The organism is Streptomyces sp. BK340 (assembly GCF_007827595.1).
In the GTDB taxonomy this organism is placed as follows: domain Bacteria; phylum Actinomycetota; class Actinomycetes; order Streptomycetales; family Streptomycetaceae; genus Streptomyces.
This window is the reverse complement of record NZ_VISR01000003.1, coordinates 254,588-278,472: the sequence shown is the minus strand read 5'-3', so window position 1 is coordinate 278,472 and position 23,885 is coordinate 254,588. Positions and strand designations below refer to the sequence as shown.

The 23,885-nt window shown below is 72.9% G+C and carries 20 protein-coding genes; 7 read left to right on the top strand and 13 right to left on the bottom strand.

The window, feature by feature from the left end; all coding sequences use genetic code 11:
- Window positions 1-103: 103 nt before the first annotated feature.
- Window positions 104-1,063 (bottom strand): LysR family transcriptional regulator, encoded by a 960-nt coding sequence (locus FB157_RS07670; RefSeq protein ID WP_222440918.1) that lies wholly within the window; start codon window positions 1,061-1,063, stop codon window positions 104-106.
- A gap of 113 nt (window positions 1,064-1,176) precedes the next feature.
- Here FB157_RS07670 and FB157_RS07665 point away from each other — a divergent pair, with 113 nt between their 5' ends.
- The 6 genes from FB157_RS07665 to FB157_RS07640 are packed head-to-tail and all read left to right on the top strand — an operon-like array spanning window position 1,177 to window position 7,941.
- On the top strand, window positions 1,177-2,049 hold the full coding sequence (locus tag FB157_RS07665) for a xanthine dehydrogenase family protein subunit M (protein ID WP_145877279.1): 873 nt from the start codon (window positions 1,177-1,179) through the stop codon (window positions 2,047-2,049).
- A gap of 1 nt (window position 2,050) precedes the next feature.
- Complete coding sequence (locus tag FB157_RS07660; RefSeq protein WP_145877277.1) at window positions 2,051-2,593, top strand: (2Fe-2S)-binding protein; 543 nt, start codon at window positions 2,051-2,053, stop codon at window positions 2,591-2,593.
- Window positions 2,590-4,962, top strand: coding sequence for an aerobic carbon-monoxide dehydrogenase large subunit (locus tag FB157_RS07655; protein WP_145877275.1), 2,373 nt, complete (start codon window positions 2,590-2,592; stop codon window positions 4,960-4,962). The genes FB157_RS07660 and FB157_RS07655 overlap by 4 nt, the downstream gene beginning before the upstream one ends.
- A 10-nt stretch (window positions 4,963-4,972) precedes the next feature.
- The gene (locus FB157_RS07650) at window positions 4,973-5,899 is read left to right on the top strand and encodes an XdhC family protein (RefSeq protein ID WP_145877273.1); all 927 of its coding nucleotides are present in this window, start codon (window positions 4,973-4,975) and stop codon (window positions 5,897-5,899) included.
- Complete coding sequence (locus FB157_RS07645) at window positions 5,892-6,800, top strand: MoxR family ATPase (protein WP_145877271.1); 909 nt, start codon at window positions 5,892-5,894, stop codon at window positions 6,798-6,800. Before FB157_RS07650 ends, FB157_RS07645 begins: the two co-directional genes overlap by 8 nt.
- Entirely contained in the window at window positions 6,793-7,941 is a 1,149-nt protein-coding gene (locus FB157_RS07640; protein WP_145877270.1) for a VWA domain-containing protein, read from the top strand. The genes FB157_RS07645 and FB157_RS07640 overlap by 8 nt, the downstream gene beginning before the upstream one ends.
- A 33-nt stretch (window positions 7,942-7,974) precedes the next feature.
- On the opposite strand, the gene FB157_RS07635 is transcribed toward FB157_RS07640, so the two are convergent.
- From FB157_RS07635 to FB157_RS07585, 11 genes are all read right to left on the bottom strand, one after another.
- Window positions 7,975-9,567 carry a class I tRNA ligase family protein gene (locus FB157_RS07635; protein WP_145877268.1) on the bottom strand — a complete coding sequence of 531 codons (1,593 nt, stop codon included), beginning with the start codon at window positions 9,565-9,567 and terminating at the stop codon, window positions 7,975-7,977.
- Window positions 9,568-9,577: 10 nt separating this feature from the next.
- Window positions 9,578-10,909, bottom strand: a complete 1,332-nt coding sequence (locus tag FB157_RS07630; protein ID WP_145877266.1) for an HAD-IA family hydrolase — start codon at window positions 10,907-10,909, stop codon at window positions 9,578-9,580.
- Window positions 10,906-12,165, bottom strand: coding sequence for a lysine N(6)-hydroxylase/L-ornithine N(5)-oxygenase family protein (locus FB157_RS07625; RefSeq protein ID WP_145877264.1), 1,260 nt, complete (start codon window positions 12,163-12,165; stop codon window positions 10,906-10,908). The genes FB157_RS07630 and FB157_RS07625 overlap by 4 nt, the downstream gene beginning before the upstream one ends.
- Window positions 12,165-13,493 carry an aspartate aminotransferase family protein gene (locus tag FB157_RS07620; protein WP_261386199.1) on the bottom strand — a complete coding sequence of 443 codons (1,329 nt, stop codon included), beginning with the start codon at window positions 13,491-13,493 and terminating at the stop codon, window positions 12,165-12,167. Before FB157_RS07620 ends, FB157_RS07625 begins: the two co-directional genes overlap by 1 nt.
- A gap of 80 nt (window positions 13,494-13,573) precedes the next feature.
- Window positions 13,574-14,395, bottom strand: coding sequence for a hypothetical protein (locus tag FB157_RS07615; protein WP_145877262.1), 822 nt, complete (start codon window positions 14,393-14,395; stop codon window positions 13,574-13,576).
- A 32-nt stretch (window positions 14,396-14,427) separates the two neighbouring features.
- On the bottom strand, window positions 14,428-15,243 hold the full coding sequence (locus FB157_RS07610; protein WP_145877260.1) for an ABC transporter permease: 816 nt from the start codon (window positions 15,241-15,243) through the stop codon (window positions 14,428-14,430).
- A 6-nt stretch (window positions 15,244-15,249) separates the two neighbouring features.
- Window positions 15,250-16,023, bottom strand: a complete 774-nt coding sequence (locus FB157_RS07605; protein ID WP_145877258.1) for an ABC transporter permease — start codon at window positions 16,021-16,023, stop codon at window positions 15,250-15,252.
- Window positions 16,020-16,991, bottom strand: a complete 972-nt coding sequence (locus FB157_RS07600; RefSeq protein WP_145877256.1) for an ABC transporter ATP-binding protein — start codon at window positions 16,989-16,991, stop codon at window positions 16,020-16,022. Before FB157_RS07600 ends, FB157_RS07605 begins: the two co-directional genes overlap by 4 nt.
- A complete protein-coding gene (locus tag FB157_RS07595) occupies window positions 16,988-18,055 on the bottom strand; it encodes a nucleotidyltransferase family protein (RefSeq protein ID WP_145877254.1) in 1,068 nt (355 codons plus the stop codon). Before FB157_RS07595 ends, FB157_RS07600 begins: the two co-directional genes overlap by 4 nt.
- Window positions 18,052-18,876 carry a hypothetical protein gene (locus tag FB157_RS07590; RefSeq protein ID WP_145877253.1) on the bottom strand — a complete coding sequence of 275 codons (825 nt, stop codon included), beginning with the start codon at window positions 18,874-18,876 and terminating at the stop codon, window positions 18,052-18,054. Before FB157_RS07590 ends, FB157_RS07595 begins: the two co-directional genes overlap by 4 nt.
- The gene (locus FB157_RS07585; RefSeq protein ID WP_186581393.1) at window positions 18,873-20,114 is read right to left on the bottom strand and encodes a pitrilysin family protein; all 1,242 of its coding nucleotides are present in this window, start codon (window positions 20,112-20,114) and stop codon (window positions 18,873-18,875) included. Before FB157_RS07585 ends, FB157_RS07590 begins: the two co-directional genes overlap by 4 nt.
- A 409-nt stretch (window positions 20,115-20,523) precedes the next feature.
- Between FB157_RS07585 and FB157_RS07580 the strand changes: the two genes are divergently transcribed.
- On the top strand, window positions 20,524-20,715 hold the full coding sequence (locus FB157_RS07580; RefSeq protein ID WP_145877249.1) for a hypothetical protein: 192 nt from the start codon (window positions 20,524-20,526) through the stop codon (window positions 20,713-20,715).
- 78 nt (window positions 20,716-20,793) lie between these two features.
- Here the strand turns inward: FB157_RS07580 and FB157_RS07575 are convergent, their stop codons facing one another.
- On the bottom strand, window positions 20,794-23,853 hold the full coding sequence (locus tag FB157_RS07575) for a BTAD domain-containing putative transcriptional regulator (RefSeq protein WP_261386198.1): 3,060 nt from the start codon (window positions 23,851-23,853) through the stop codon (window positions 20,794-20,796).
- Window positions 23,854-23,885: the final 32 nt, after the last annotated feature.

Sequence of the window (23,885 nt, the reverse complement as noted above, 5' to 3'; positions counted from 1 at the left end):
GGCGCCGTGATCATCCGGCGGCGGTACCGGAGCCGGGCCTGTCGCGGGCCTGCCCCGTTCGCTCACCCGGGCTCCGCAGGGTGCGGCGCCTCGGTCTGCTCCCTCACGCGCCCCAGAGCGTGACGTACACCGGGGGCCGGAACCGGGAGGGCGGGACTCCCGCGCCGGGCGCGCGCATGACGCGGGTCGCCGCGGGCGTGTGCAGGAAGTGCAGGAACGCGTCGGTGGCCGGCGAACGCTGCTCCGGCCGCAGGACGGTGGCGTGCCACGTGGCGTCCGACGGCGTGGCCGGGGTCTCCAGGATGCGCAGCTCGTCCCGGAGGATGCGGGGCGACACCAGATGCGCCGGCGCCGGTGCCACCCCCGCGCCCTCGGCGGCGGCCGCCCAGGTCGCGGCCTGGTTGGGGAACACCCACACATGTCCCTCGCCGACCTGGAGCCGGCGCAGCAGCCGCCCGGAGTCCGCGTCCGGATCGGTCCCGGAGGAGTCGACCAGCCACGACCACTGCGGCGGGGGACCGGGCGGCCGCGGCGACCTGGCGCCGGTCACCACGACCAGCTGGGTGCGGAACAGCGGCTCGCTGACCAGTTCGCCCCTGCGGGCCGCGCCCAGATACGGTCCGAGCGCGACATCGGCCAGCCGGTTCTCCACCAGTACGCGGATCTCGTTGCCGGAGGCCACCCCGAACGAGGTCTCGGTCCGGCGCCCCGAGCGACTGGCGAAGGCCTCCACGAGCGACGGGAGCACGAACTCGGCCAGCGTGCTCGTGGCGACGACCCGCAGCTCGTCGGGCGCACCCCGGGCCGCCCGCACCGCGGCCTCGGCATCCGCGCTCAGCGCGACCATCCGCGTCGCGACCGGCAGCAGTCGCGCCCCGGCGGGTGTCAGACGCATCCCACCGCCGCCGGTGCGCCGGATGAGCGGATCGCCGTAGTGCGTCCGCAGCGCGGCGAGCGCCTGCGACACGGCGGACTCGCTCACGTCCAGAGCCCGCGCCGCGGCGCCCACCGAACCGAGCCGGGCAACCAGCACGAAGCTGCTGAGCTGCGTGACGGTCACCATCCGATTTTCCCGCCTCCGGCCTGATAAGTGAATGCTTATCCACCCATTGCATGACCGGTACGGAAGAGCGCAGCATCACTGCAGCAACGGGCACAGCGATCCAGGAGGGCCCGATGCAAGTACCGGCTGCATTCCAGTACGAGAAGGCCACCAGCCTCGAGCAGGCCGTCGAACTGCTCGCACGGTACGGCCCCGAGGCCCGGGTGGTGGCGGGCGGACACAGCCTGCTGCCGATGATGAAGCTGCGGCTGGCCCAGCCCGAAGCCCTGATCGACATCAACGGCCTGACCGAGCTGGCGCTCATCCGGGTGGACGGGCACGACCTGGCCGTCGGAGCCATGGTCCGCCACGCGGAGCTGCTCGCCTCACCGGTCGTCGGCGAGCACTTCCCCATCCTGCGGGACGCGGAACGGGTCATCGCCGATCCGCTGGTCCGCAACCGCGGCACCGTGGGTGGCTCGCTGTGCCAGGCCGACCCGTCGGAGGACCTGTCCGCGGCGTTCTCGGCACTGCGGGCGACCCTCGTCGCCCAGGGGCCCGGCGGCAGACGCACCATCGCGATCAGGGAGTTCTTCCTCGGTCCGTACGAGACCGCGCTGCACGAGGCAGAGCTGCTCGTGGAGATCCGCGTGCCCATCCGCTCGCACGCCAGCGCCTACCGCAAGGTCGAGCGCCGGGTCGGCGACTGGGCGGTCGTCGCCGCCGGAGCAGTGCTGGAGATCTCCGGCGGGGCCGTCACCGAGGCCGGGATCGGCCTGACCGCGGTGGGGGCCCCACGGTTCGTGGCCGAACGGGCCGAGGACTTCCTGCGCGGCGGACGGCCGGACGACGAGGCCTTCGCCGAGGCGGGCCGGATCGCCGCGCAGGAGTGCAGGCCGACGGCCGACCAGCGCGGCCCGGTCGACTACAAGCGGCATCTGGCCGGGGAGCTGACCACGCGCGCGCTGCGCGCCGCCGCCGCACGTGCCCAGGGGCAGGAGGCGTGACATGCGGATCACCGTGACCGTGAACGGCGAACAGCACACGAGGGACGTGGAGCCCAGGCTGCTGCTCGTGCACCTTCTGCGCGACGAACTCGGACTCACCGGCACCCACTGGGGCTGCGACACCTCCAACTGCGGGGTGTGCACCGTCTGGCTGGACGGGACGCCCGTCAAGTCCTGCACCGTGCTCGCGGTGATGGCCGACGGCCATGAGGTGCGCACCGTCGAGGGCCTGGCGCACGGGGCCGAACTCGACCCGGTGCAACAGGGCTTCATCGCCTGCCACGGGCTGCAGTGCGGCTTCTGTACGCCGGGAATGATGATGACCGCCCGCTGGCTGCTCGACCACGACGCCGATCCTTCCGAGGAGGACATCCGCGAGGCGATCTCCGGACAGGTGTGCCGCTGCACCGGTTACGAGAACATCGTGCGCTCCGTCCGCTGGGCCGCCGAGCACGGCGGCGGGCGGAAGAGCGCCGACGCGGGCACCGAGCCGGCACCCGGCCGTGAGGAGCCGGCGCCGGGCCGCGAGGAGGTGCGGGCATGACGACCACCGAGGAACGGCCGGTCGGTTTCGGCCGGATGCCCCGCAAGGAGGACGCGCGGTTCGTCCGCGGCCACGGGACCTACGTCGACGACGTACGGCTGCCCGGCATGCTGCACGGCGCCATACTGCGCAGCCCGCTGGCGCACGCCCGGATCGTGTCGATCGACACCAGCGCCGCCGAGGCGCACCCGAAGGTCAGGGCCGTGATCACCGGGGAGACCCTGGCCGGTCTCGGGCTGGCCTGGATGCCCACGATCTCGTACGACACCCAGGCGGTGCTCGCCACCGACAAGGTGCGTTTCCAGGGCCAGGAGGTCGCCTTCGTCGTCGCCGAGGACCGCTACGCCGCGCGGGACGCTCTCGAGCTGATCGACGTGGAGTACGAGCCGCTGCCGCCGGTCGTCGACGCCCTGCGGGCGATGGAGCCGGACGCACCGGTGATCCGCGACGACAAGGAGGGGCAGCGGGACAACCACATCTTCGACTGGTCGGCGGGCGACAAGGAGCGCACCGACGAGGTCTTCGCGGGCGCCGAGGTCGTGGTGGCGCAGGACATGCTGTATCCGAGGGTGCACCCGGCGCCGCTGGAGACCTGCGGCACCGTCGCGGACATGGACGCCATCACCGGGAAGCTGACGGTCTGGTCCACCACGCAGGCCCCGCACGCCCACCGCACGCTGTACGCGATGGTGGCCGGCATCCCGGAGCACAAGATACGCATCATCTCCCCGGACATCGGAGGCGGATTCGGCAACAAGGTCGGCATCTACCCGGGTTACGTGTGCGCGGTCGTCGGTTCGATCGTCACCGGCAAGCCGGTCAAGTGGGTGGAGGACCGCTCGGAGAACCTGATGAGCACGTCCTTCGCCCGCGACTACCACATGCACGGGGAGATCGCGGCGACGAAGGACGGGAAGATCCTGGGCCTGCGCGTCCGGGTGATCGCCGACCACGGCGCGTTCAACGCCACCGCGCAGCCGACGCAGTTCCCGGCCGGCTTCTTCGGGGTGTTCACCGGCTCGTACGACCTGGCCGCCGCGCACTGCACCGTGACCGGTGTCTACACCGACAAGGCGCCCGGCGGTGTCGCCTACGCCTGCTCGTTCCGCGTCACCGAGGCCGTGTACCTGGTCGAGCGCATGGTCGACGTGCTCGCCGCCGAACTCGGCATGGACCCGGGCGAGTTGCGGATGCGCAACCTGCTGCGGCCCGGGCAGTTCCCGTACCGGACGCAGACGGGGTGGGAGTACGACTCCGGTGACTACCCGCGCGCCCTGCGGCTGGCGATGGACATCGCGCACTACGAGGACCTGCGCCGGGAACAGGCCGAGAAGCGCGAGCGCGGCGAGCTGATGGGCATCGGGGTCAGCTTCTTCACCGAGGCGGTCGGCGCGGGCCCGCGGGGGCACATGGACATCCTGGGCCTGGGCATGGCCGACGGTGCCGAGCTGCGGGTCCACCCGACCGGCAAGGCGGTCCTGCGGATCTCCGTGCAGACCCAGGGCCAGGGCCACGAGACTACGTTCGCGCAGATCGTCGCCGAGGAACTGGGCATCCCTCCCGAGGACGTCGAGGTGGTGCACGGCGACACCGACCAGACCCCGTTCGGGCTCGGCACCTACGGATCCCGCTCGACGCCGGTGTCCGGAGCGGCGGCCGCGATGGTCGCCCGCAAGGTGCGCGAACGCGCGAAGACCGTCGCCTCAGCCATGCTCGAAGTGAGCCCGGACGACCTGGAATGGGAGAAGGGCCGCTGGTACGTCACGGGCGACCCCGACCAGGGACGGACCATGACCGAGATCGCGCTCGCCGCGCACTCCACCCTGGAACTGCCCGAGGGCGTCGAGGGCCACCTGGACGCCAGCTGCGTCTACAACCCGCCGAACCTCACCTTCCCCTTCGGCGCGTACATCTGCGTCGTCGACGTGGACGCGAGCACCGGCCAGGTGAAGGTCCGCCGGTTCGTCGCCGTGGACGACTGCGGCAACCGGATCAACCCCATGATCGTCGAGGGTCAGGTGCACGGCGGACTCGCCGACGGCCTCGGCATGGCGCTCATGCAGGTGATCGCCTTCGACGAGGACGGCAACTGTCTCGGCGGGTCGTTCATGGACTACCTGCTGCCCACCTCGGTCGAATGCCCCTCGTGGGAGCTCGGCGAGACCGTCACCCCCTCCCCGCACCACCCCATCGGAGCCAAGGGCGTCGGCGAGTCCGCCACGGTGGGCTCGCCCGCCGCGGTGGTCAACGCCGTGGTCGACGCGCTGAAGCCGCTCGGCGTACGCCATGTCGACATGCCGCTGACGCCCGCCGCGGTGTGGCGGGCCGCGCAGGGCCGGCCGCTGCGCACCGACCTTGCGATCACCTGAGGCGCCCGCGATGACCGACCCCGAACTGCTGACCCGGGCGGACGCGCTCCGGCACGGCCGGACACCGTTCGTGCTGGCCACCGTCGTCCACGCGGAACGTCCCACGAGCGCCAAGCCCGGGGACAGCGCGCTGGTGCTGCCCGACGGCACGGTCGAGGGCTTCGTGGGCGGCAGCTGCGCCGAGACGACGGTGCAACTGCAGGGGCTGCGGGTGCTGCAGACCGGCGAGTCGCTGCTGCTGAGGATCACGCCCGGCGTGGACACCGGCACCGACGGCGCGCAGGAGTCCGTCGAAGGCCTGGTCACGGTGGCCAATCCCTGTCTGTCGGGCGGAACGCTCGACATCTTCCTGGAGGCCAACCTCCCCCCGGCGCTGGCGTACGTCTACGGACACGCCCCCATCGCCCGCGCCCTGCTCGACGTCGGCCGTGTGCTCGGCCTCGACGCCCGGCCGGCCTCGCCCGGGGAGCCGCTGCCACCCGACCTGGACGTCGTCGTCATCGCCACACACGGCCGCGACGAGGAGACCGTGCTGACCGGGGCCGCACGCGCCGGGGTCCCGTACATCGGGCTGGTGGCCAGTCCGAGGCGCGGCGCGGCGGTGCTCGCCGGGCTGGACGTCACCGACGAACAACGCGCGCGCGTCCACACCCCGGCCGGTCTGGACATCGGCGCACGGACACCGGCGGAGATCGCGCTGTCGGTGTACGCCGAGATCATCGCCCTGCGGCCGCAGACGGCCCGGGTGGCGCGCCCCGGAATCGGCACCGCGGCGCCGCAGGGCGTGGCCGAGGGCGTGGATCCCGTGTGCGGCATGACCGTGGCGGTCAAGCCAGACACCCTCTCGCTCGACCGGGCCGGCGGCCGGGTGTACTTCTGCGGGCCGGGGTGCCGGCACGCCTTCGCCGACGACCCCTCCCGTTACGCGCATGCCTGACCTCGACCCCCTCGTACCCGATGTCCCCGCCCTGCGCTCGGGGCTCGACGCGCTCGGCTACCTGGCCGACGACGCCCTGGCCACGGCGCTGCTGCTGGCCGTGCGCATGCGGCAGCCGATCCTGCTGGAGGGCGAGCCGGGCGTCGGCAAGACCGAGGCGGCCCGCGCGCTCGCCGCCGTGCTGGACACCCCGCTGATCCGGCTGCAGTGCTACGAGGGACTGTCCTCGGCCGAGGCCCTCTACGAGTGGAACTACCCACGGCAGTTGCTGGCCATCCGGCTCGCCGAGTCGCGTGGGGAGCCCCTGCGGGACGCCGACCTGTTCACCGAGGACTACCTGCTGCCACGGCCGCTGCTCGCCGCGATCTGCCACCCGGGACCACGGCCGGCGGTGCTCCTCATCGACGAGGTGGACCGTGCCGACGACGAGTTCGAGGCGTTCTTGCTGGAACTGCTCGCCGACGCCGCGGTCACCATCCCGGAACTGGGCACGCGGACGGCCGCGGTACCCCCGGTGGCCGTACTGACCTCCAACCGCACCCGGGATCTGCACGACGCGCTCAAACGCCGCTGCCTCTACCACTGGATCGACTACCCGGACACCGCGCGGGTCGCCGCGATCATCCGCAGACGGGTGCCGGAGTCGGCCGAGTGGCTGGCCCCGCGCGTGGCGCACGCAGTGGCGCGCCTGCGGGCCCGGCAGGAGCTGACCAAGCCGCCCGGCATCGCCGAGGCGATCGACTGGGCCGGCGCACTGCGCACACTGGGCCTGTCCGTCCTCGACGCCGAAGCCGCCGACCGCACCCTCGGGGCGGTGCTGAAGTACGCCGAGGACCTCGATGCCGTGCGCCGGGCGGGACTGGCGGAACTGATCGACGCGGAGGCGGGCACCGATGCCTGACCTGCCGGAACTGGCCGCCTCGTTCACCGCCGTCCTGCGCGACGCGGGGATCGAGGTGGGCCCCGACCGCACCCGGGCCTTCGCCCGGGCGCTGACCCTGCTGACACCGTCGACCACACGCGAACTGCGGCACTGTGCGCTCGCCACCCTGGTGTCCGACCCCGGGCAGATCGAGCCGTTCGACACGGTCTTCCGGGAGGTCTTCGGCGGCCCGGCGGACCGCGCGGTACAGCGCGGACAGCCCGGTGACCCGGCCCGCTCCCTCCCGCGCACCCTTCCCGGCCGCGTCCCCGGGGCCCGCGAGGCCACCGCGGACGGACGCAGCCGGGAGGCCGGCGCACAGCAGCGGGAGGCTCCGGTCCCCCTCGCCGCCAGTCCGCTCGACCGCCTCGCGAGCCGCGACTTCGCGGACCTGTCGGCCGAGGAACTGGCGCGCCTCTCCGAGGTGATGCGCATCCTGGTGCTCCGCACCCCGACCCGGCCGTCCCGGCGGCACCGCACCGCACACCACGGCCGGCGCATCGACGTGCGCCGCACCCTCTCCGAAAGCCGTCGCACCGGCGGACACCCGCTGCGGCTACGCCGCTTCGTGCCCCGCACCCGGTCCCGGGACCTGGTCGTGCTCTGCGACATCTCCGGCTCGATGGAGCCCTATGCCCGCGCGATGCTGCAACTGCTCTACTGCGCCGCCCGCGCCGCCCGCGCCGAGGTCTTCACCTTCGCCACCCGCCTCACCCGCCTCACACCCGTCCTCCGGCGGGCAGGGCCGGACGACGCCCTGGCACGGGCCGGACGGGCGGCCCCGGACTGGTCCGGGGGCACCCGGATAGCGCAGTGTCTGGCGGAGTTCAACGAGCGGTTCGGACGGCGCGGCATGGCGCACGGCGCCGTGGTCGCCATCGTCTCCGACGGCTGGGACACCGGCCCGCCCGCCGACCTCGCCACCCACATGGCGCGGCTGTCCCGGGTCGCCTACCGCGTCGTCTGGGTCAACCCGCGCACGGCGAGCCCTCGTTACCGTCCGCTCGTGGCCGGCATGGCCGCGGCACTGCCCTACTGCGACGCCGTCGTCAGCGCCCACAGCCTCGCGGCCCTGGACGACTTCACCGCCGCGCTGTCCGCCCCGCGCCGCCGCCGGTGACGAGCGCTGCGCACAGCCCTGGACCCCGCCGTGTCAGCCGCCCGCGCCGGGCCCGCCGTCCGGCTCCTGGAGGTGGACGTACGGTTGCAGTGCCGCCGCGTCCAGTGGCCCGTGGGCCGGTGCGGGAGCAGCGGCCGGGAACTGCGGCGGGAGCGGTTCGAGGCGTTCCGCCTGTCCCATCGCGGGTTCGCCGGTGAAGCCGAGCTGTGCCCAGACCAGGCCCGCCAGGTCCGGCAGCAGCGGACGGCCGAGCAGCGCCACGCCGACCAGCCACTCCGCGTCGGCGTCGAGCGGAGTGCGCGCCCAGTCGTCGAACGCCCCCACGGCGGCCGTCAGATCGGGTGAGTAAGGCGTGAGCAGCGCGTACTGGTCGGCCGCGGCCTTGAGCGCCAGGTCCGCCCGCCGCACCGGACCGGACTGCCGGCGCAGCCGGTCGAGGGCCGGGCGCAGTACCTTGGCCTCCCAGTCACGCAGGGCGTTGACGTGCCCGGTCAGCGCCTGGGTCGACGTCTCGGCGGGGCCGTGGTCGAGCGGCGCGTGGAGCAGGGCGTAGCGCAGCTCGTCGGAGGTCACGGAAGTGCCCTCCAGCAGCTCGGAGAGCCAGATGCCGTGCCGCTTGCTGGTGGAGCACTTGTGTCCCTCGAAGTGCAGCATGCCGTTGACGACCGTGGCGTCGAAGGGGCTCAGCGTGCCCTGCGAACCCTGTGCCAGCACGTCGGGGACGAGCAGCCCAGGAGTGGAGTTGTCACTGCCGAACAGGCCGACCGTCGTGACGCCGCTGCCCGGGGCGAACGGGTTCACGGCGGCACCGGTCAGTGTCTGGTGCACCTCACCGCAGTAGACGCTGTAGAGGAAGTAGCCGTTGCTGATGACCTTCCCCGCAGGCAGAGTCCCGCTCCGGATGCCCCAGTCGCCCTGACCGGTCAGCCGGACACGGCCGCCGTGCTTGTCCAGGGCACGCAGCAGCGGAGCGAGGAACACGGGCCGCAGTCCGGCCGCCCGGTGCCGGTCGGCGACGGCCTGTGGATCGGCGGCCGTCGCGAACCAGTTCTCCTCCGTGCGCCACTCGACCGGGCTGTCCGTCAGCCGGGACCGGGCCCGCAGGATCTGCTCGGGGACGAAGTACTCGCCGCAGTAGGTGCAGGTGCTGCCCCCGCACGGGCGTTCGCAGTGCGGGCAGTCGCCCGCGATCCACGGGCCGACGAGCGGCCGGCCCGTGTCCTGCGCGTAGGGGATCCGCTCCCTCTCCGGGCGGGCGGCGCCGGTGGTCCGCAGCCGGGTCAGGACGTCCTCGTGCAGCCGCCGGTAGGCGTCGCGGTGCTCGGGACCCGCCGGATCGATCCACACGTCCAAGCCGATGGACAGGCGGGCGAGGTCGCGCGCGATGCCCGCGTGGTGGTCGCGGTAGGTCTCCTCCGGGGAGCGGCCCTCGCGGTGGGCGGCGGCCACCACCCAGTCCTCGTAGGCGTCGCTGCCGGTGATGACCGCGACCTCGTGGCCCTGGGCACGCAGCGCCCGGGCGATGACGTCGGCCCGGAGATAGGTGCCGCCGCCGTGGCCGATGTGCAGCCGGCCGTTGGGCGTCGGCTGCATGGGAACGAGCAGGACCTTGTGATGGATGTGCATGGGAGCGGGGTCACCCCTTGGCGAGGACGGTCACGAGCAGGTCGGTCAGGTCGGGCAGGGCGGCGATCCTGGGCCCGGCCCACGAGCGCGGCTCACCGCACTCCACCAGGACGGCGGTCATGCCCGCGGCGGCGGCACCGGCGAGCTCCCCGTCGGTGCCGTCACCGACGAAGACACAGGCCGACGGCGGAACACCGAGCCGGTCGGCGGCTGTGCGGAACAGCTCCGGATCCGGTTTCATGACGCCGGCTTCGGCGGAGAGCAGCAGTTCGTCGAAGCGGTCGGCGAAGGCCGACCCGCGCACCATCTCCCGCACGTCGGAGGTGCAGTTGGAGACCAGGGCCGTGCGCAGGCCCAACTGCCTCGCCACCGTCACGGCCTGGACGGCGCCCGGCAGCGGGGTGGCGAAGGCCTCGCCGTGCAGCCGGCGGCGGGTGGCCGCCGCCCGGGCCGCCTGGGCAGGCGACCAGGTGCCCGCCAGATGGTCGCGCAGCCAGTCCAGGTAGTCGGCGAACGGCCTGGTCTCACGCACCTCCCTGGTGCGTTTCCACGCGTCCGCGAGATCCTCGGACCGCTGACCGAGCTCCACGGCGGTGGCCTCGAACGTGCGCCGTTTCAGCTCGTCCGGCAGCGGCACCAGTGTCTTCCACAGGTCGAACAGCACGGCGTGCGGCCCGCCGGGCCAGGACAGTACGACGGGCTCCTGCCAGCGGGAGTTGTCGAGGATCACGTCCGCGAGCGTCCGCGGTGCGTGCTCGCCGAGGTAGGCCCGCTGGGCGGGCAGGTACTTGTCGTGGTACTTCCGCATCACCTCTTCGCCCTGGGCGGGCAGATCACGCGACCGGGCCCGTTCCAGCACCGTGTCCTCGTCCACGTGCAGGTGCACGAAGAGGTCGACATGGGGCCTGGTCTCGGCGCGGTACAGGAAGACGCCCTCCAGGATCACCACAGCGCCGGGATCGATGTCGTAGCGGATCGTGGTCCACTCGTCCGTGGGCAGGTCCAGGCGCGCCACGGTGCGGTGCAGCCTCCCCTCGGCCCGCAGGGGGGCCAGGACTTCGGCGGCCAGCCGGGTGAAGTCGATGCTGCGCTCGTAGTACTGGCGCGGCTCCGGCAGCGCGGGGTCGTAGCGTTCGGCCCGCGGGCGGTGGAAGTCGTCGACGTGCACCACCGCGGCGGGCACGCCCCTGGCCTGCAGCGCGACCCGCAGCCGTTCGGCCATCCGCGACTTGCCCGCGGTGTCGACTCCGGTGACGCCGACCACGTACGGGCGTGCCGGGACGCCGCCTCGCCGCTCATCGATCAGCGCGGCCAGCGCGTCCGGAACCGGTCCGCCGCTCATGCGCCCACCTCCGCCACCGGTGCCACCAGTCGGTCCAGGCGGCTCGCCAGCCGCTCGTACAGGTCGCTCGCGTAGGCGGTGTCGTCCCTGCGGTCGAGCGGGGTGGGTTCCACCCGCAGCACGGACAGCAGGGGGTGCGCGGTCCCGCTCAGCAGCAGCGCTCCGTCGTCGTCGGCGAGCAGCCGGGCGGGGGAGTCCCCGGGGCGCGCCGGCACGCCGTCCACGTGGATGTCCGGCGCCCGGCCGTGGTAGCCGAGCGCCTGGACGATCAGTGCGGCCTCGTCGAAGCCGTCGGCAGCGTCGGCGAGTACGGGCGCGTCCACGAGCGCGGCGCCGGGCACCTCGCCCGCCCAGAGGGCGCAGTACAGGGCACGTGACTGGTGACGCAGCCCCGAGTCCCGGTAGACGATGCCGGTGGCCGGGCACACGTCGGCGACGGGGTCGAACGGGCGCTCCCGGCCCGGCACCTGACCGAGCCGGGCGAGATCCGCGCTGTCGTACATGAGCCGGGCCGGACCGCGCCTGACGACCCGGAGGGCGGGCAGCGGCGCGCCGGGGTGCTCGGAGCGCAGTTCCGCCCGCACGTCGAGCAGGGTCTGCAGGGCGGACATCGCGCTGTGCGAGCAGCCGGCGACGACGACCGGGCGGCCGGCGGCCGCGAGGAGCCTGTCCTTGACGTCCTGGCGGTGGCCGACGGAGATCACGGTTCCCGACGCCAGCACCTTCGACCGCCAGCGGGCCAGCTCCGGATGCGGCCGTTCGGTGCGCCCGGTGGCGAGCACCACGTGCCGTGCCGACTCCGTGCTGCCGTCGGAGAGTTGCAGCACCACCCGCCGCTGCCGGCTGTCGGCGTGCACCGCGACGACCGCGCTGCCCAGGCGCACCCCCTCCGGTCCGAGGGCGTCCGCGAGCGTGCCTCCGAGTGCGGTGAGGGCGGTGGCCAGCCGCTCCATGGCCACCGGCTGCTCGGCGTGGACGACGTCGGCCAGCGCGCGGGAGCGGGCCAGGGACGCGAACGGGCCGCTCGGGTCCAGGTGCTTGAAGAAGCGGGAGCCGATGGAGGTGGTGGTGATCCTGTACCGGGCGAAGCCGCCGGGGCCCACGGTGGTGCCGCGCTCGTAGACGCGGATCCGCCGGCGCAGCAGGCCGGGGGCGGAGGAGAGGAACGTGGTGGTGCGGAAGCCGCCTCCGACGAACGCGATGTCGCTGTCGGCGGCGGGCTGTCGCGGCGTCGGAATCGCCGGCCGGTCAGACATCAGACTCCCTCCGCCAGCAGCAGTTCGGTGAACCGGTCGCAGATGACGTCGGCCTCCTCGAGGGTGAGGATCAGGGGCGGGCGGACCTTCAGCACGTTGCCGTGTCCGTAGCGTGAGGTCCGCAGGACCAGGCCGTGGTCCAGGGCACGTTCGGCCAGCCGGTTGGTGAGTTCGGCGCTGGGGCGTCCGGACTCGTCGACGATCTCGACGCCGATCATCAGACCCACCCCGCGCACGTCCGCGATGTGCGGGTGCGTGCGGCGCAGGCCTTCCAGACGGCCGAGGATGTGCGCGCCGGTGGCACGCACGTTGGCGAGGAAGCCCGGGTCGTCGATGACGTCCAGGGTGGCGAGCGCCGCGGCGGCGGCCAGCAGGTTGGCCCCGTAGGTGAAGGAGTGGTCGTTGGTGGGCAGGCCCGCCAGCTCGTCACTGGTGAGGATGGCCGCGACCTGGGTGCCGGAACCGCCGAGTCCCTTGGCCACGGTGATGGCGTCGGGGTCCACGCTGAAGTGCTCGGCGGCGAACATGCGCCCCGTGCGGCCGATGCCGGTCTGCACCTCGTCGAAGATCAGCTTGATGTCGTGGGCGTCGCACAGGTCGCGCAGCGCGGCGAAGTACCCGTCCGGCGGCACGATGTTGCCGCCGTTGCCCGAGATGGGCTCCACGAGCACCGCCGCCACGCTGCCGCTGCTGGCGTACTCCAGGAAGTCGTTGATGCGGTCCACGCACATCAGTCCGCAACTGCGCGGATCCTGGCCGTAGAAGCAGCGCATGCAGTACGGGTCCGGCACCTGGAGTCCGCCGTGGTACAGCTGGGCCAGCGGCTGCTTGCGGAAGGCGTTGCCGGACAGGCTGGCCATCATCACCGTCTGGCCGACGTGGCTGCGGAAGAGGGTGATCACATCCCGGCGTCCGGTCGCGCGTTGCGCCATCTTCACCGCGCCCTCGTTCGCGGCCGAACCACCGTCCACCTTCAGATGGGCCTTGCTGATGGTCTTCGGGGCCAGCTTCACCAGGCGGTGGGCCAGAGCGTTGATGGGTGCCGTCTGGAACCCGGACGTGACATGGATGAGCTGGTCGGCCTGTTCCTTGATGGCCCGCACCACCGCGGGGTGACGGTAGCCGAGACTGAGGTTGAAGGTCGCCGACGCGCAGTCGATGTAGCCGCGGCCTTCGGAGTCGTACAGGTAGATGCCCTCGCCGGCCACCATCCGGGTGTCGGAGACCGGATAGTAGACGGCGCTGGTGTCGTCGACCTGCTGATCGGGCACGAGGTCCGGGGCTACGAGATGAGGGGGCAGGGGCATACGAAGGCTCTCCAGGCTCATTGACGCTCCTTCGACGGGGAAGGGGGAGGCGGGCGGCGCGCGGGCCGCGCGACGGCAAGGGGTGAGACCGGCGCTGCGGTTCAGTTCCGCCGGGCGGGGGTCAGAGCCCGGACCTCGGCGTACAGGCCTTGCGCCGCCAGCAGGCGGGCCAGTTCCCGGGCCTCGGCGCGCGTACCGGACAGAAGGCAGGACCAGCCCTCCACCTCGGCCTCCACATAGGCGGAGATCACCTCGCGCACCGTCAGTCCGGGCAGGGCGTCGGCGATCAGGGACATGCCGTGGTCCACGGAGTGCGGATCACCGGGCAGCAGACAGGCACCGAAGCCGCCGCCTTCCGGACGGGAGCGCCAGGCAGCGCGCCAGCCCTCCTTCTGCGCGGTCCCCCAGAAGGCCCGCGCCTCCGCGAGCAGCACGGAACGCGGCAGGGCGGCCAGCCGGCCGCTGATCCCCTCCGTGACGCCGTCGTCGCGGTGCCGTGTGAACGGCTGCCCGGTCGGCAGACTGACCAGGTACTTCTCGACGTTGGGGCCGATCTCCTGGGGCTCGGTCGGGGTGTGCACGCAGTTGGCGAACGCCGAGGTACCGAACCGTGCCCGCACCTCGCCGCGCAGGTGCGCGCAACGGCGCACCACGTCCGGCCCGTGCACCACGATGACCTCGCACGGTCCGCTGGTCAGGTACAGCCTCAGCAACTCGGCGGTGATCGGGTACTTGGGCCCGGCGAACTTGGGCCAGGTGTCCATGACGTCCTCGTCCTCCAGACAGACCTCGTAGCGCAGCTCGACGGTCAGCCGCGAGGCCTGGAGGAGTTCGTCGACGTACTCGCGCACCTGGGGGCAGCGGTAGCCGTCCGGCTTGACGACCAGGACGCTCAGCTCCTCCGGCGCCGCCGGGTGGGACATGGGATGACCTTTCTGTTCGAACGGTTCGTCGCTCATGCGGTGAACTCGTAGCCGTCGTGGCGGCGGACCAGCTGTGCCGAGACACGGAACGCGGTCAGCGCGGCGGCCAGCCACAGCGCGCCCGCGAGCGCGGCCCAGGCCGCCGGCCGTGCGACGGCGGCCGCGCCGGCCCCGTCGGCGAGCGCGCGCACCGCCGCCACGCCGTGCGTGGCCGGCAGCGCACCGGCCAGCAGGCGCACGCCGAACGGCCAGAAACCGGTCGGCACCTGCACGCCGCTGATCGCCATGGTGACGAGGAAGGCGGTGTTGAACACGATGTTGCGGACGGCCGGCGCGGCGAGCACGAAAGCGCCGAGGAACAGCCCGAAGCAGTACGTGCTGAACGCGGTCAGCAGCACCAGCGCCACCAGTACCGGAAGCTGTGCCGCCGCGAACCGCACGCCGAACAGCGGATCCAGCAGCACCAGCGCGACGAGCGAGGTCGCACAGCCGCTCACGGGCCACTGCAGGCTGCGGCCGAGGAAGACCCACCCCATCTCGCTGGGCGCGGCGGCCAGCAGCGCCAGCGTGCCGTGCCCGCGCTCCCAGCTGGTCGACACCACCACCGTCATGGCCTCGATGACGCAGGTCATCACCGAGTTGCCGAGGACGAGATAGCGGGTCTGCCCGGGCGAGTGCAGATAGGAGCCGAGCAGAGCGAAGAAGGTGACCTGGCACAGCATCCGGCCCAGCCAGCCGAACGTCCAGCTGTACCAGGTGTAGGTCGCGCGGAAGTCGGCGAAGGCATTGGCCGCGGCCGCGCGGACCACCCGGCCCACGCCGGTCACACGGGAGGTGGTGATGTCCATGCGGCCTCACATCCGGGCCAGGGTGCCGGTGACCCGGACCCTGCGCAGAATTCGGTCTATCAGCAGCGTTCCGGCGGCGTAGCCGGCCAGCCCCAGCAGCAGCACGGCCAGCAGGCCGCCCGTGGTGTCCCGGGCCGGACCGGGACTCACGGCGTCCCGCAGGACGTCCGCGCTCCAGGTCAGGAACACGGCCTTGCTGGCCGGGCGCAGCCAGTCCGGGAGGTAGCTCACGGGCACCAGGACCCCGCCGAGCAGGAAGAAGGGAAAACTCAGTGTGTTCTGCAGGATCCGGGCGGAGGGGGCCAGCACGAACAGGGCCGACACACAGCTCGCGGTGCCCGCCATGGCGGCCGCGGTGAGCAGGACGCCGACCACGAAGAGCAGCGGGTGGGCGATCGTCACCACCAGGCCGAAGCCGGCCCAGGCGACGAGCCAGGCCTCGGCCAGGCTCAGCGTGCTCAGCACCGTCACCGCGGCGATCCGGGCCGTGACCACCGCCGAGTAGCGCGCCGGTGTGGCCACCACGGCCTCCAGCGTGCCCCGCTCGCGCTCGTGGCCGATCAGCTCTCCACCCGCCATCAGCGCCATCGACCACAGCGACATCAGCACCGGTGCCAGCACGGCGAATCCGGCCAGGTCGCGCCGGTCGGCGTGTTCGGTGATGGCGAGGAAGACGCAGGTGTACAGCGGCGCCGTCACGAAGACGTGGAGGGTGTCCGGGGTCCGCAGGGTCATCAGCACCTGCAGGCGGAACACCTGCCAGAACAGGGCGGGAGTCACCGGCCCACCCGCATTCCGCGGTCCCGCACCAGGTGCCGGTAGACCTCGGCCAGGCCGGGGCTGACGGTGGCCAGCGAGGTGACGCCGGCCGCGACCAGCCTGCGCAGCACCTCGGAGGTGGTCTCGGCGGCCGAGATCTCCACGGTGATCCGCCCGTCGGGCGTCCGGTCGACCGAGGAGACGCCGGTGAGCTGCTTCAGCTCCTCGGCGACGGAGGCCGGCACCCCGGCCGCCGTCACGCACTCGTAGGCGGACATCTGCCGGGCCAGTACCTCCGGCCGGTCGGTCACCAGCACCTGACCGCGGTCGATCAGCGTGACCTGGTCGCAGACGGCTTCGGCCTCCGCCATGTCGTGCGTGGTGATGAGCACGGTACGGCCCTCCGCGCGCAGCTCGTGCACCAGCGTGCGGAAGTCGAAGGCGGCCAGCGGGTCCATACCGGTGGTGGGTTCGTCGAGGATGAGGACCCGGGGGTCGCTGACCAGTCCGCGGGCGAGGTGGAGGCGCTGCTTCATGCCCCGGGAGAACCCGTCGACACGGTCTCCCGCCCGCTCGCTCAGGCCCACCCGTTCCAGCAGTCCGTCGACCCGGCGGGCGAGTTCACGGCCGTGCAGGCCGTAGAGCGCGCCCCACAGGGTGAGGTTCTGGCGGGGGGTGATCCGGCCGTACAGGCCCCGGTCGCCGCCGAAGACGATGCCGATCAGCGGCTTGACGGCCCGCGGCGCCGCGGCCACGTCGTGCCCGCACACCCGGGCAGTTCCGCCGCTGGGCAGCAGGACGGTGGTGAGGATCTTGCACAGGGTCGTCTTCCCGGCGCCGTTCGGCCCGAGCAGGCCGTGCACCTCGCCGGTGCGGACCGTCAGGTCGACGCCGCGCAGCGCGGAGACCGTCGCGCCGGACCGGCGTCGGGAGCCGAACTCGCGGGTGAGCGCGCTCACTTCGATCGCGGGTACGTCCGGGCTCGTCACGCGCCGGCCTCCTCGCCCGTCGCCGCGGCGAGGGCCGCGGCATGCACGTCCGGATCCACGACTTCGTCCGCCACCAGCAGGAAGTCACCGACCGGGGTACGGGCCAGGGACAGCGCGGACCGGTGTTCGAGGAGGCACCGCTGCCCGGGGTGTGCCGTACGGGTCAGAGGCATGCCCCAGACCGGCTGCCCCGCTTCCAGCCGTGCCGCCACCGTTCGCTGCTGTTGCTGTACCGGCCGGGCCGCGGCGGCACGGCGAGCGGACTCCTCGGCCGCGCCGGCGGCCAGGGCCTGCCGAAGCTCCCCGGCTGCCGGGTGTACGACGGCGTCGCTCAGCAGATCGACCAGTTCCAGCAGTTCGGGCGCCAGCCGGTGGCCGGCCGCCGCCGCTGCCGTCGCCGCAGGCGCACCGCTGTCGAGCAGCATCAGCAGGTCGACCGCGTCCTTGGCGTGGAACTCCCGCTGGAAGCGCTCTTCCGCCACCGACAGCAGGTCGGCGAGAGACTGCTCGGCGGGCAGGTCCGGACGGACGGGCACGGTGGCGAAGTCGCCGGAGAACGCGGCTGTGCACAGCTCCACCCGGATCTCCTCCTCCAGCAACGCGTCGGGGGAGGGCCACAGCACGGCGAGCATGACGTGCAGGCGTCCGTCGGCGGTGAACAGCGACAACTCCGCCGGCTCGCCGCCCAGCGAGCACAGGACGGCCGCGGCCCGCCACAGCTGCTCCTCGTCCGACGCGACGAGGTCGAGGTCACCGACCGGGCGCCGGACGCCGGGCGGGTAATGGGCGGCGAGGGAGGGCCCCTTGACGGTACGCACCCCGGTGCAGCCGTCCAGCGCCGTACGCAGCTCGGCGTACCGGGCCGCGCGGGAGGCCGCCCTGGCCAGCAGATCCCTGCTGCCGCTGCCGGCCTCGACGCCTTCCGCGACGGCCAGCGAGACGACCAACTGGGAGAGCGTGCCCGAGGTCTGCTGGGCGCGGCGCACCAGACGGTACGCGCCCTCGTGCTCCGGGACCTGCAGCAGCTTGTGCAGCAGTGCGAGGTCGAGTCGTGTGACGGTCATGCCTGCCCCGCTCCCTTCAGTGTCACGGCGAGGTCCTCGGTACGGGCCCTCCAGTAGCGGTGGTCCACCGTCCAGCCCTGCGCACAAAGGCTTTCGACGACCCGGTCGCCGTTGCCGTCGCGGCCGTGCACCACGTGCCCGACCAACGGCGTCCGTGCCGTCCGGGCGAGACGCGCGACTGCGGCGACCAGGGCGGCGCGGCCCGCGGAGGCGTCCGCGTCGGGTTCGACGAGTACGTCCACCAGTTCCATGTGGGACCGTGCCGAGATCTCGTCCCAGGCCCGGCCGATGACGGTCGCGTGCCCCACGGGCACACCGTGCTCCCACACCAGCAGGGAGTGCCGGGACGGAGTGTCGAGCAGGGCGTCGGCCTCGGCGGTCGCGGCCCCGGGATCAGCCGGCCGGCCCTGCTCGCGCGCGGCGTGCAGGATGGCACGTACCAGCCAGTCCGCGAGCAGCGGCCGGTGTTCCTCCTCGGCCGGCGTGACACGGGGGCCGGCCGGGTCGACCGGGACGTCGGCGTCCGCCGGCAGCCGTACGTAGGTGAGCTCCCGGTGCCACGGTCGCGGCAGCCGGACCTGCGCACCGGCGCGTACGACGACGACCGAGGCGCCGGGGTGGCCGGCGAGCAGGGCCCGCCACAGGGAGGGGGCGGTGCCGGAGTCCGACAGCAGCCCGGGGTCCGCGTACTCCACCAGCAGGTGCCGGGCGTCCGACAGGGGATCGGTGGAGTCGCCCGCCACAACGGGCAGGCCGGACACGGTGCGCAGCAGACCGGCGTCGCGCGCGGCCTCCAGATAGCTTTCGACGGCGTACATCATGCGGCCACCGACCGGACGGTCAGCAGGAGATCCCGCCGGACGTCGGCGGCGGCCCGCCGGACGTCCTCGGCGCTCACCCGGCGCAGCTCGGTGATCTCCTCCTCGAGGCTCCAGGGACGTCCGGCCGAGACGCTGCGCTCGGCGATCAGCTTGGCGTACTCCAGGGGTGTCTCCGACTCCAGGACGAGGCTCATCTCCGCCTGCCGCAAAGCGGCGTCGAAGTCGTCGGGTGACGGGCCCTGTTCGGCGACGGCGGCCAGCAACTCGTCCACGACGACCTGTACCCGGCCGGCGGCGGACGCCTCCGCGCCGATCAGCAGCCGCCAGGCACCCGCCTCCCGGTAACCGCGGTCCCACGCGTGGAACGAGTAGGACAGCCCGTGCTCGCTGCGCAGGGTGCGGTACAGCAGGGACGAGGGACTGGAGCCGAGAAGGTGGGCGAGGACACCGTGGGCGGCGCGCCCCGGGACTCCGGCCCTGGGGGAGCGGGCGCCGAAGCAGAGCCAGGTGAAGTCGTGGGTGGCGGGATCGGGCAGCGGATCGCCGGCGCCGACGGGCTCCAGGGGGACGTGCGGCGCCTGGGCCACCGGCCGGCCGGTCGCTCGGGCGGCGGCCCGGGTCAGCACCTGCGGGACGCTCGGTCCCACGACGACCAGGACACCCGGTGCCCGGACGAACCGTTCGCGGTGGACGGTCTCCAGGTCGCTCGTGGTCACCCTGCCCAGCTGGTCCGGCTCGCCGCCGACCGGGCGGCCCAGCGGATGTCCGGGAAAGAGCTGGGCGAGGACCGCGTCCTGGACGGCGTCCGAGGGGTCGGCGGCCGCTGCCGCCAATTCCTGCAGTACCACGGTTCGTTCGCTGTCCAGGGTGCTGTCGCCGAGCTCCGGTTCGAGCACGGCGCGCAGCAGAGCGGCGGCGACGTCCTCGGCGTCGTCGGCGTGCACCTGCGCGTAGTACAGCATGACTTCGAGGCCCGTCTGGGCGTTGGCCTGCCCGCCGCGGCGCTCCACGTACTCGCTGAACGACAGGTGCGTCCCGCCGGTGCCGAGAGGGCAGGACATCACCAGGTGTTCCAGGAGGTGGGCGATCCCGCCGCGGCCCTCCGGGTCGTCGCGGGAGCCGGTGGCCAGCGCCCAGCAGATGCTGGTGGTTTTCAGCCGTTCGTCGACCACGGTCAGCAGGGGGACGGACGCGGTTGCCGGCCCCGGAGGACGGGTGGTGAGGTCGTAGTCAGTCAAGGGCCACTCTCTCGGGGCCGTACGCGGCGGCGGGCCGACGCGGTGTGCGGATGAACGAGGGGGGAGGGGCGGCGGCGCACCGGCGGCTGCCGGGGAGACGGAACTCCCCGGCAGCCGCGCATCATGCGGGGCCTCAGGCCTTGGCGGCCTTGACCTTCACCTTGTCCAGACGGGGACGCATGCCGACGGCGTGGTTGCGAGTCATGTCACTCTCCTTCGATTTCTCGGTTCTGTACGTGGCCGGAAGGCCCGACCGATGAGAACGCTAGGCAGCACGTGTCAACAGGCCGTCGACAGCCGGTCGGTGACCGACTTCGATCAATCGTTGATCAGTTGTTGACGTGACCGTGCCACCCTGTGCGCTGACAGGTACAAGCGGCCCCGCCGCACGGAGTGAGAGACACGCGACATGATGCGCACGAAGAAGAGGAAGCCGACCCGGTGGCAGTACGCCGCCGCCCTCGGGCTCGTCGGCCTTCTGACCGGCATGATCGGCACCGCCGCGAGCGCGGGGGCCGACGCCGGGGCCCGTACCGGCCACCACGTCGCCGCCTGGAACAGCACGGGCTCCAGCTGCAGTACCTGCACGGTCAACAGCTGAGGCGTCCGCAAGGGTGTGAGTGAGGGTCCGGCCCCTCACTCACGGTCGGCCGGCCCGTCGACCGGAGCCGGCCGGCCCTCACCCGCGAGGCCTGCTGGATGTCACGGAATCCCCCAGTGCCGCGAGCGCGTCGGCGGTCTGCCGCGCCTCGGGCAGACCCAGCCGGGTGAACGTCTCGTGGGCCTCCTCCAGCTGTGACCGGCCCCGGTCGACGTCACCACGGTCGGTCAGCAGCCGGCCGAGCACCAGCCGGGCCGCGGCCAGGTCGCGGTCCCCGCCGGCATCCTGCAACATCGTGACCGCCTCCTCCGCGTGCCGGAGGGCGCCGTCCAGGTCACCCAGACGGCTCAGCGAGTCCGCGAGCCGATAGCCCGCATGCGCGGCGCGATCCCGGATGCCCGCGTCACGGCACACGGCGAGACACTCCCCGAAACGCCCGGCTGCCGCCTCCCACCGGTGCTGAGCGTGCTGGGCCAGCCCGAGCACATAGAGCGCGTAGGCGGTCATGCCGGCGTCGTCACCCCGGGACCGCAGATCCGTCAGCACCTCCTCGCACGGGGCGACCGCGGCGGCGGCCTGTCCGCTGCGGATCCGGGTGAGCGCCGCGTTCAGGGTGGTCGCCACCTTCCCGGAACGGTGGCCGAGTTCCTCGGCCAGTTCCAGCGACGCCTCTAAGTGGGCGAGCGCGTCCTCGTGGCGGCCGAGGAACTGTGCCGCCAGCCCGAGGTCGTTGAGGGCCTGGCGCAGGATGACCTTGTCACCCGTGTCACGGCAGGCCGCCACCGCCTCGGCGGCGAGCCGCCCGGCCCGGGCCGGATCACCGGCCCGAAGCGCGAGGGCACCGCTGAGCCACCGGGCCCGGCCCAGTGTCCGCCGGTCGCCGTGCGCGGCGGCGGCCTCCGCCAGGGCCTGCGCCCCCGTCTCCAGCCGGTACAAGGGCACTTCCTGGCCGAAGGCGCTGAGCGCGATGAGCAGATCCGCCGCCATGCGCAGCGCGGCCGGATCGTGCACCGTGTGCGCCAGGGCCGTCAGCATTCCGTCGGCCTCCTCGGCCACCCAGGCACGGGCCGCGGGCGCGTCGGCGAAGCGCAGGCCGGGTGAACGCACCGGCCCGAGGTAGTCACTGACCGGGTCACCGGGAACGACGTGGCGGAACGCGGAGCAGGCGCTGGCCAGCAGGAAGTCGAGCAGGCGACGGATCGCCGCCGCGGCCGGCTCCGAGTCCGGCGGCGCGGGCAGAGCACGGGCGAAGGCCCCCAGCAACTCGTGATAGCGGTAACGGCCGGGCGCGGGCGACACCACCATGGACCCGTCCACCAGGGACTCCACGACCTCCTCGGCGCTGTCCTGGTCCAGATCGAGTACCGCTGCCACGGCAGGCAGCCCGATGTCGGGCTCGGTCACCGGCGCCAGAAGCCGGAAGGCACGGGCCTGAGCGGCGGACAATTGCCGGTACCCCAGTTCGAAGGCCGCGTCGATGGCGACATCGCCGAGACGCAGATGGGCGATGCGACCGCGTTCGTCGGCGAGCTTGCGGACCAGGGACGCGATGGACCAGGCCGGACGCGCCGCCAGGCGCGCCGCGACGATCCGCGTGGCCAGCGGCAGATGACCGCATGCGGCGACCAGTGCACCGGCGGCGTCCGGCTCGGCGGCGAGACGTGCGGAGCCGACCGCCGCCTCCAGCAGGTCCAGCGCCTCCTGCCGGGTGAGCACGTCCACACTGATGTGGGCCGTGGCGTCCAGCCCGGACAGCCGGGGCAGGCTGGTGGCGATCACCGCGCAGCCGGCGTTGCCGGGCATCAGAGGACGCAACTGCATCTCGTCACGTGCGTTGTCCAGGACGACCAGGATCCGTCGGCGGTCGAGCAGGGACCTGAACAGCCGCCCCCGGTCCTCGACTTCCTCGGGCAGCTCGTCGGCCGGTGCACCGAGCGCGGTGAGGAAACTGCCCAGGACGACGAACGGATCGGCCGGAGAGACACTGCTGCCGCGCAGATCCGCGTAGAGCTGGCCGTCCGGGTAGTGGTCCCGGACGCGGTGCGCCACGTGCAGGGCGAGGGTCGTCTTGCCCACCCCGCTCATACCGGTGACGGCCACCGTGGTCAGCGCGCGCTGGCCCGCGGCGGTGAGCAGCTCGCACATCTGTCGGGTGAGCGCCTCGCGGCCGACGAAGGACGGTACGTCGGCGGGCAGTTGGGCCGGGACGGGCAGAAAGGCCGAGCGCGGTCCGTCCGCCGCCGGCCGGGACGCCGGCGTCGGCTCCGGCCCGGTGTCGCGCTCCTGTGGCCGGTCGGACGTGACGTGCGGAGCGGAACCGGCCTCGGCACGCGGCCGGGTTCCGGTTGCCTCCTCGGGAACGTCGTCGACTGCGGGCACGCCGTTGAGGATCCGTGCGTACTCCACGGCCAGCTCGCGTCCCGGGTCGACGCCGAGCTCCTCGGCGAGGCGGCGGCGCACGCGGTCGTACACGGCAAGCGCCTCGGACTGCCGTCCGGTCGCGCACAGGGCGCGCATCAGCAGGGCGTAGGGCCGTTCGCGCAGCGGATGTTCGGCGGTGAGCTCGGCCAGCTGGGGGAGCGAGAACTGGAAGCGGTGGAGCTGGATGGCAAGCGCGAGGCGCTCTTCCTGCAGTGAGACCTTGAGTTCCTCCAGCCGGTCGCGCCTGCGTTCGGCGAAGGGGCCGGGGATGCCCGCCAACGAGGTGCCCTTCCACAGGGCAAGGGCGCGGCCGGCGGTTTCCTCGGCCTCCTTGGTGCGGCCCTCGCTCTTGAGCCGGGCGGTCTGCCGGGCCAGCGACTCGGCGTGCCATGCGTCGACCGCGCCGCCCGCCACGTCGAGCCGGTAGCCGTCGCCCACGGACGTCAGAATCTCCGGAACCGAGGGGTCCGCCTCCAGTACCCGGCGCAGCCGCCACACATAGGTACGGATCGTCGTCGCCGCGGACTTGGGGAGGTCGTTCTCCCACAGAGCGTCGGCGAGTTCGTCGAAGGACGCACAGTGCCCGGCACGCAGCAGCAGGACCGAGAGCACGGCAGCCTGCTGGGGAGGACCGACCGGTATCGCGCTCTCACCGCGATGGGCCCGGACCGTCCCCAGTACCTGGAACGTCAGTTCCTCGGCCACCCGTGCGCTCAATGCTCTGTCTCCTCGGCTGGAACGGGTGGTCA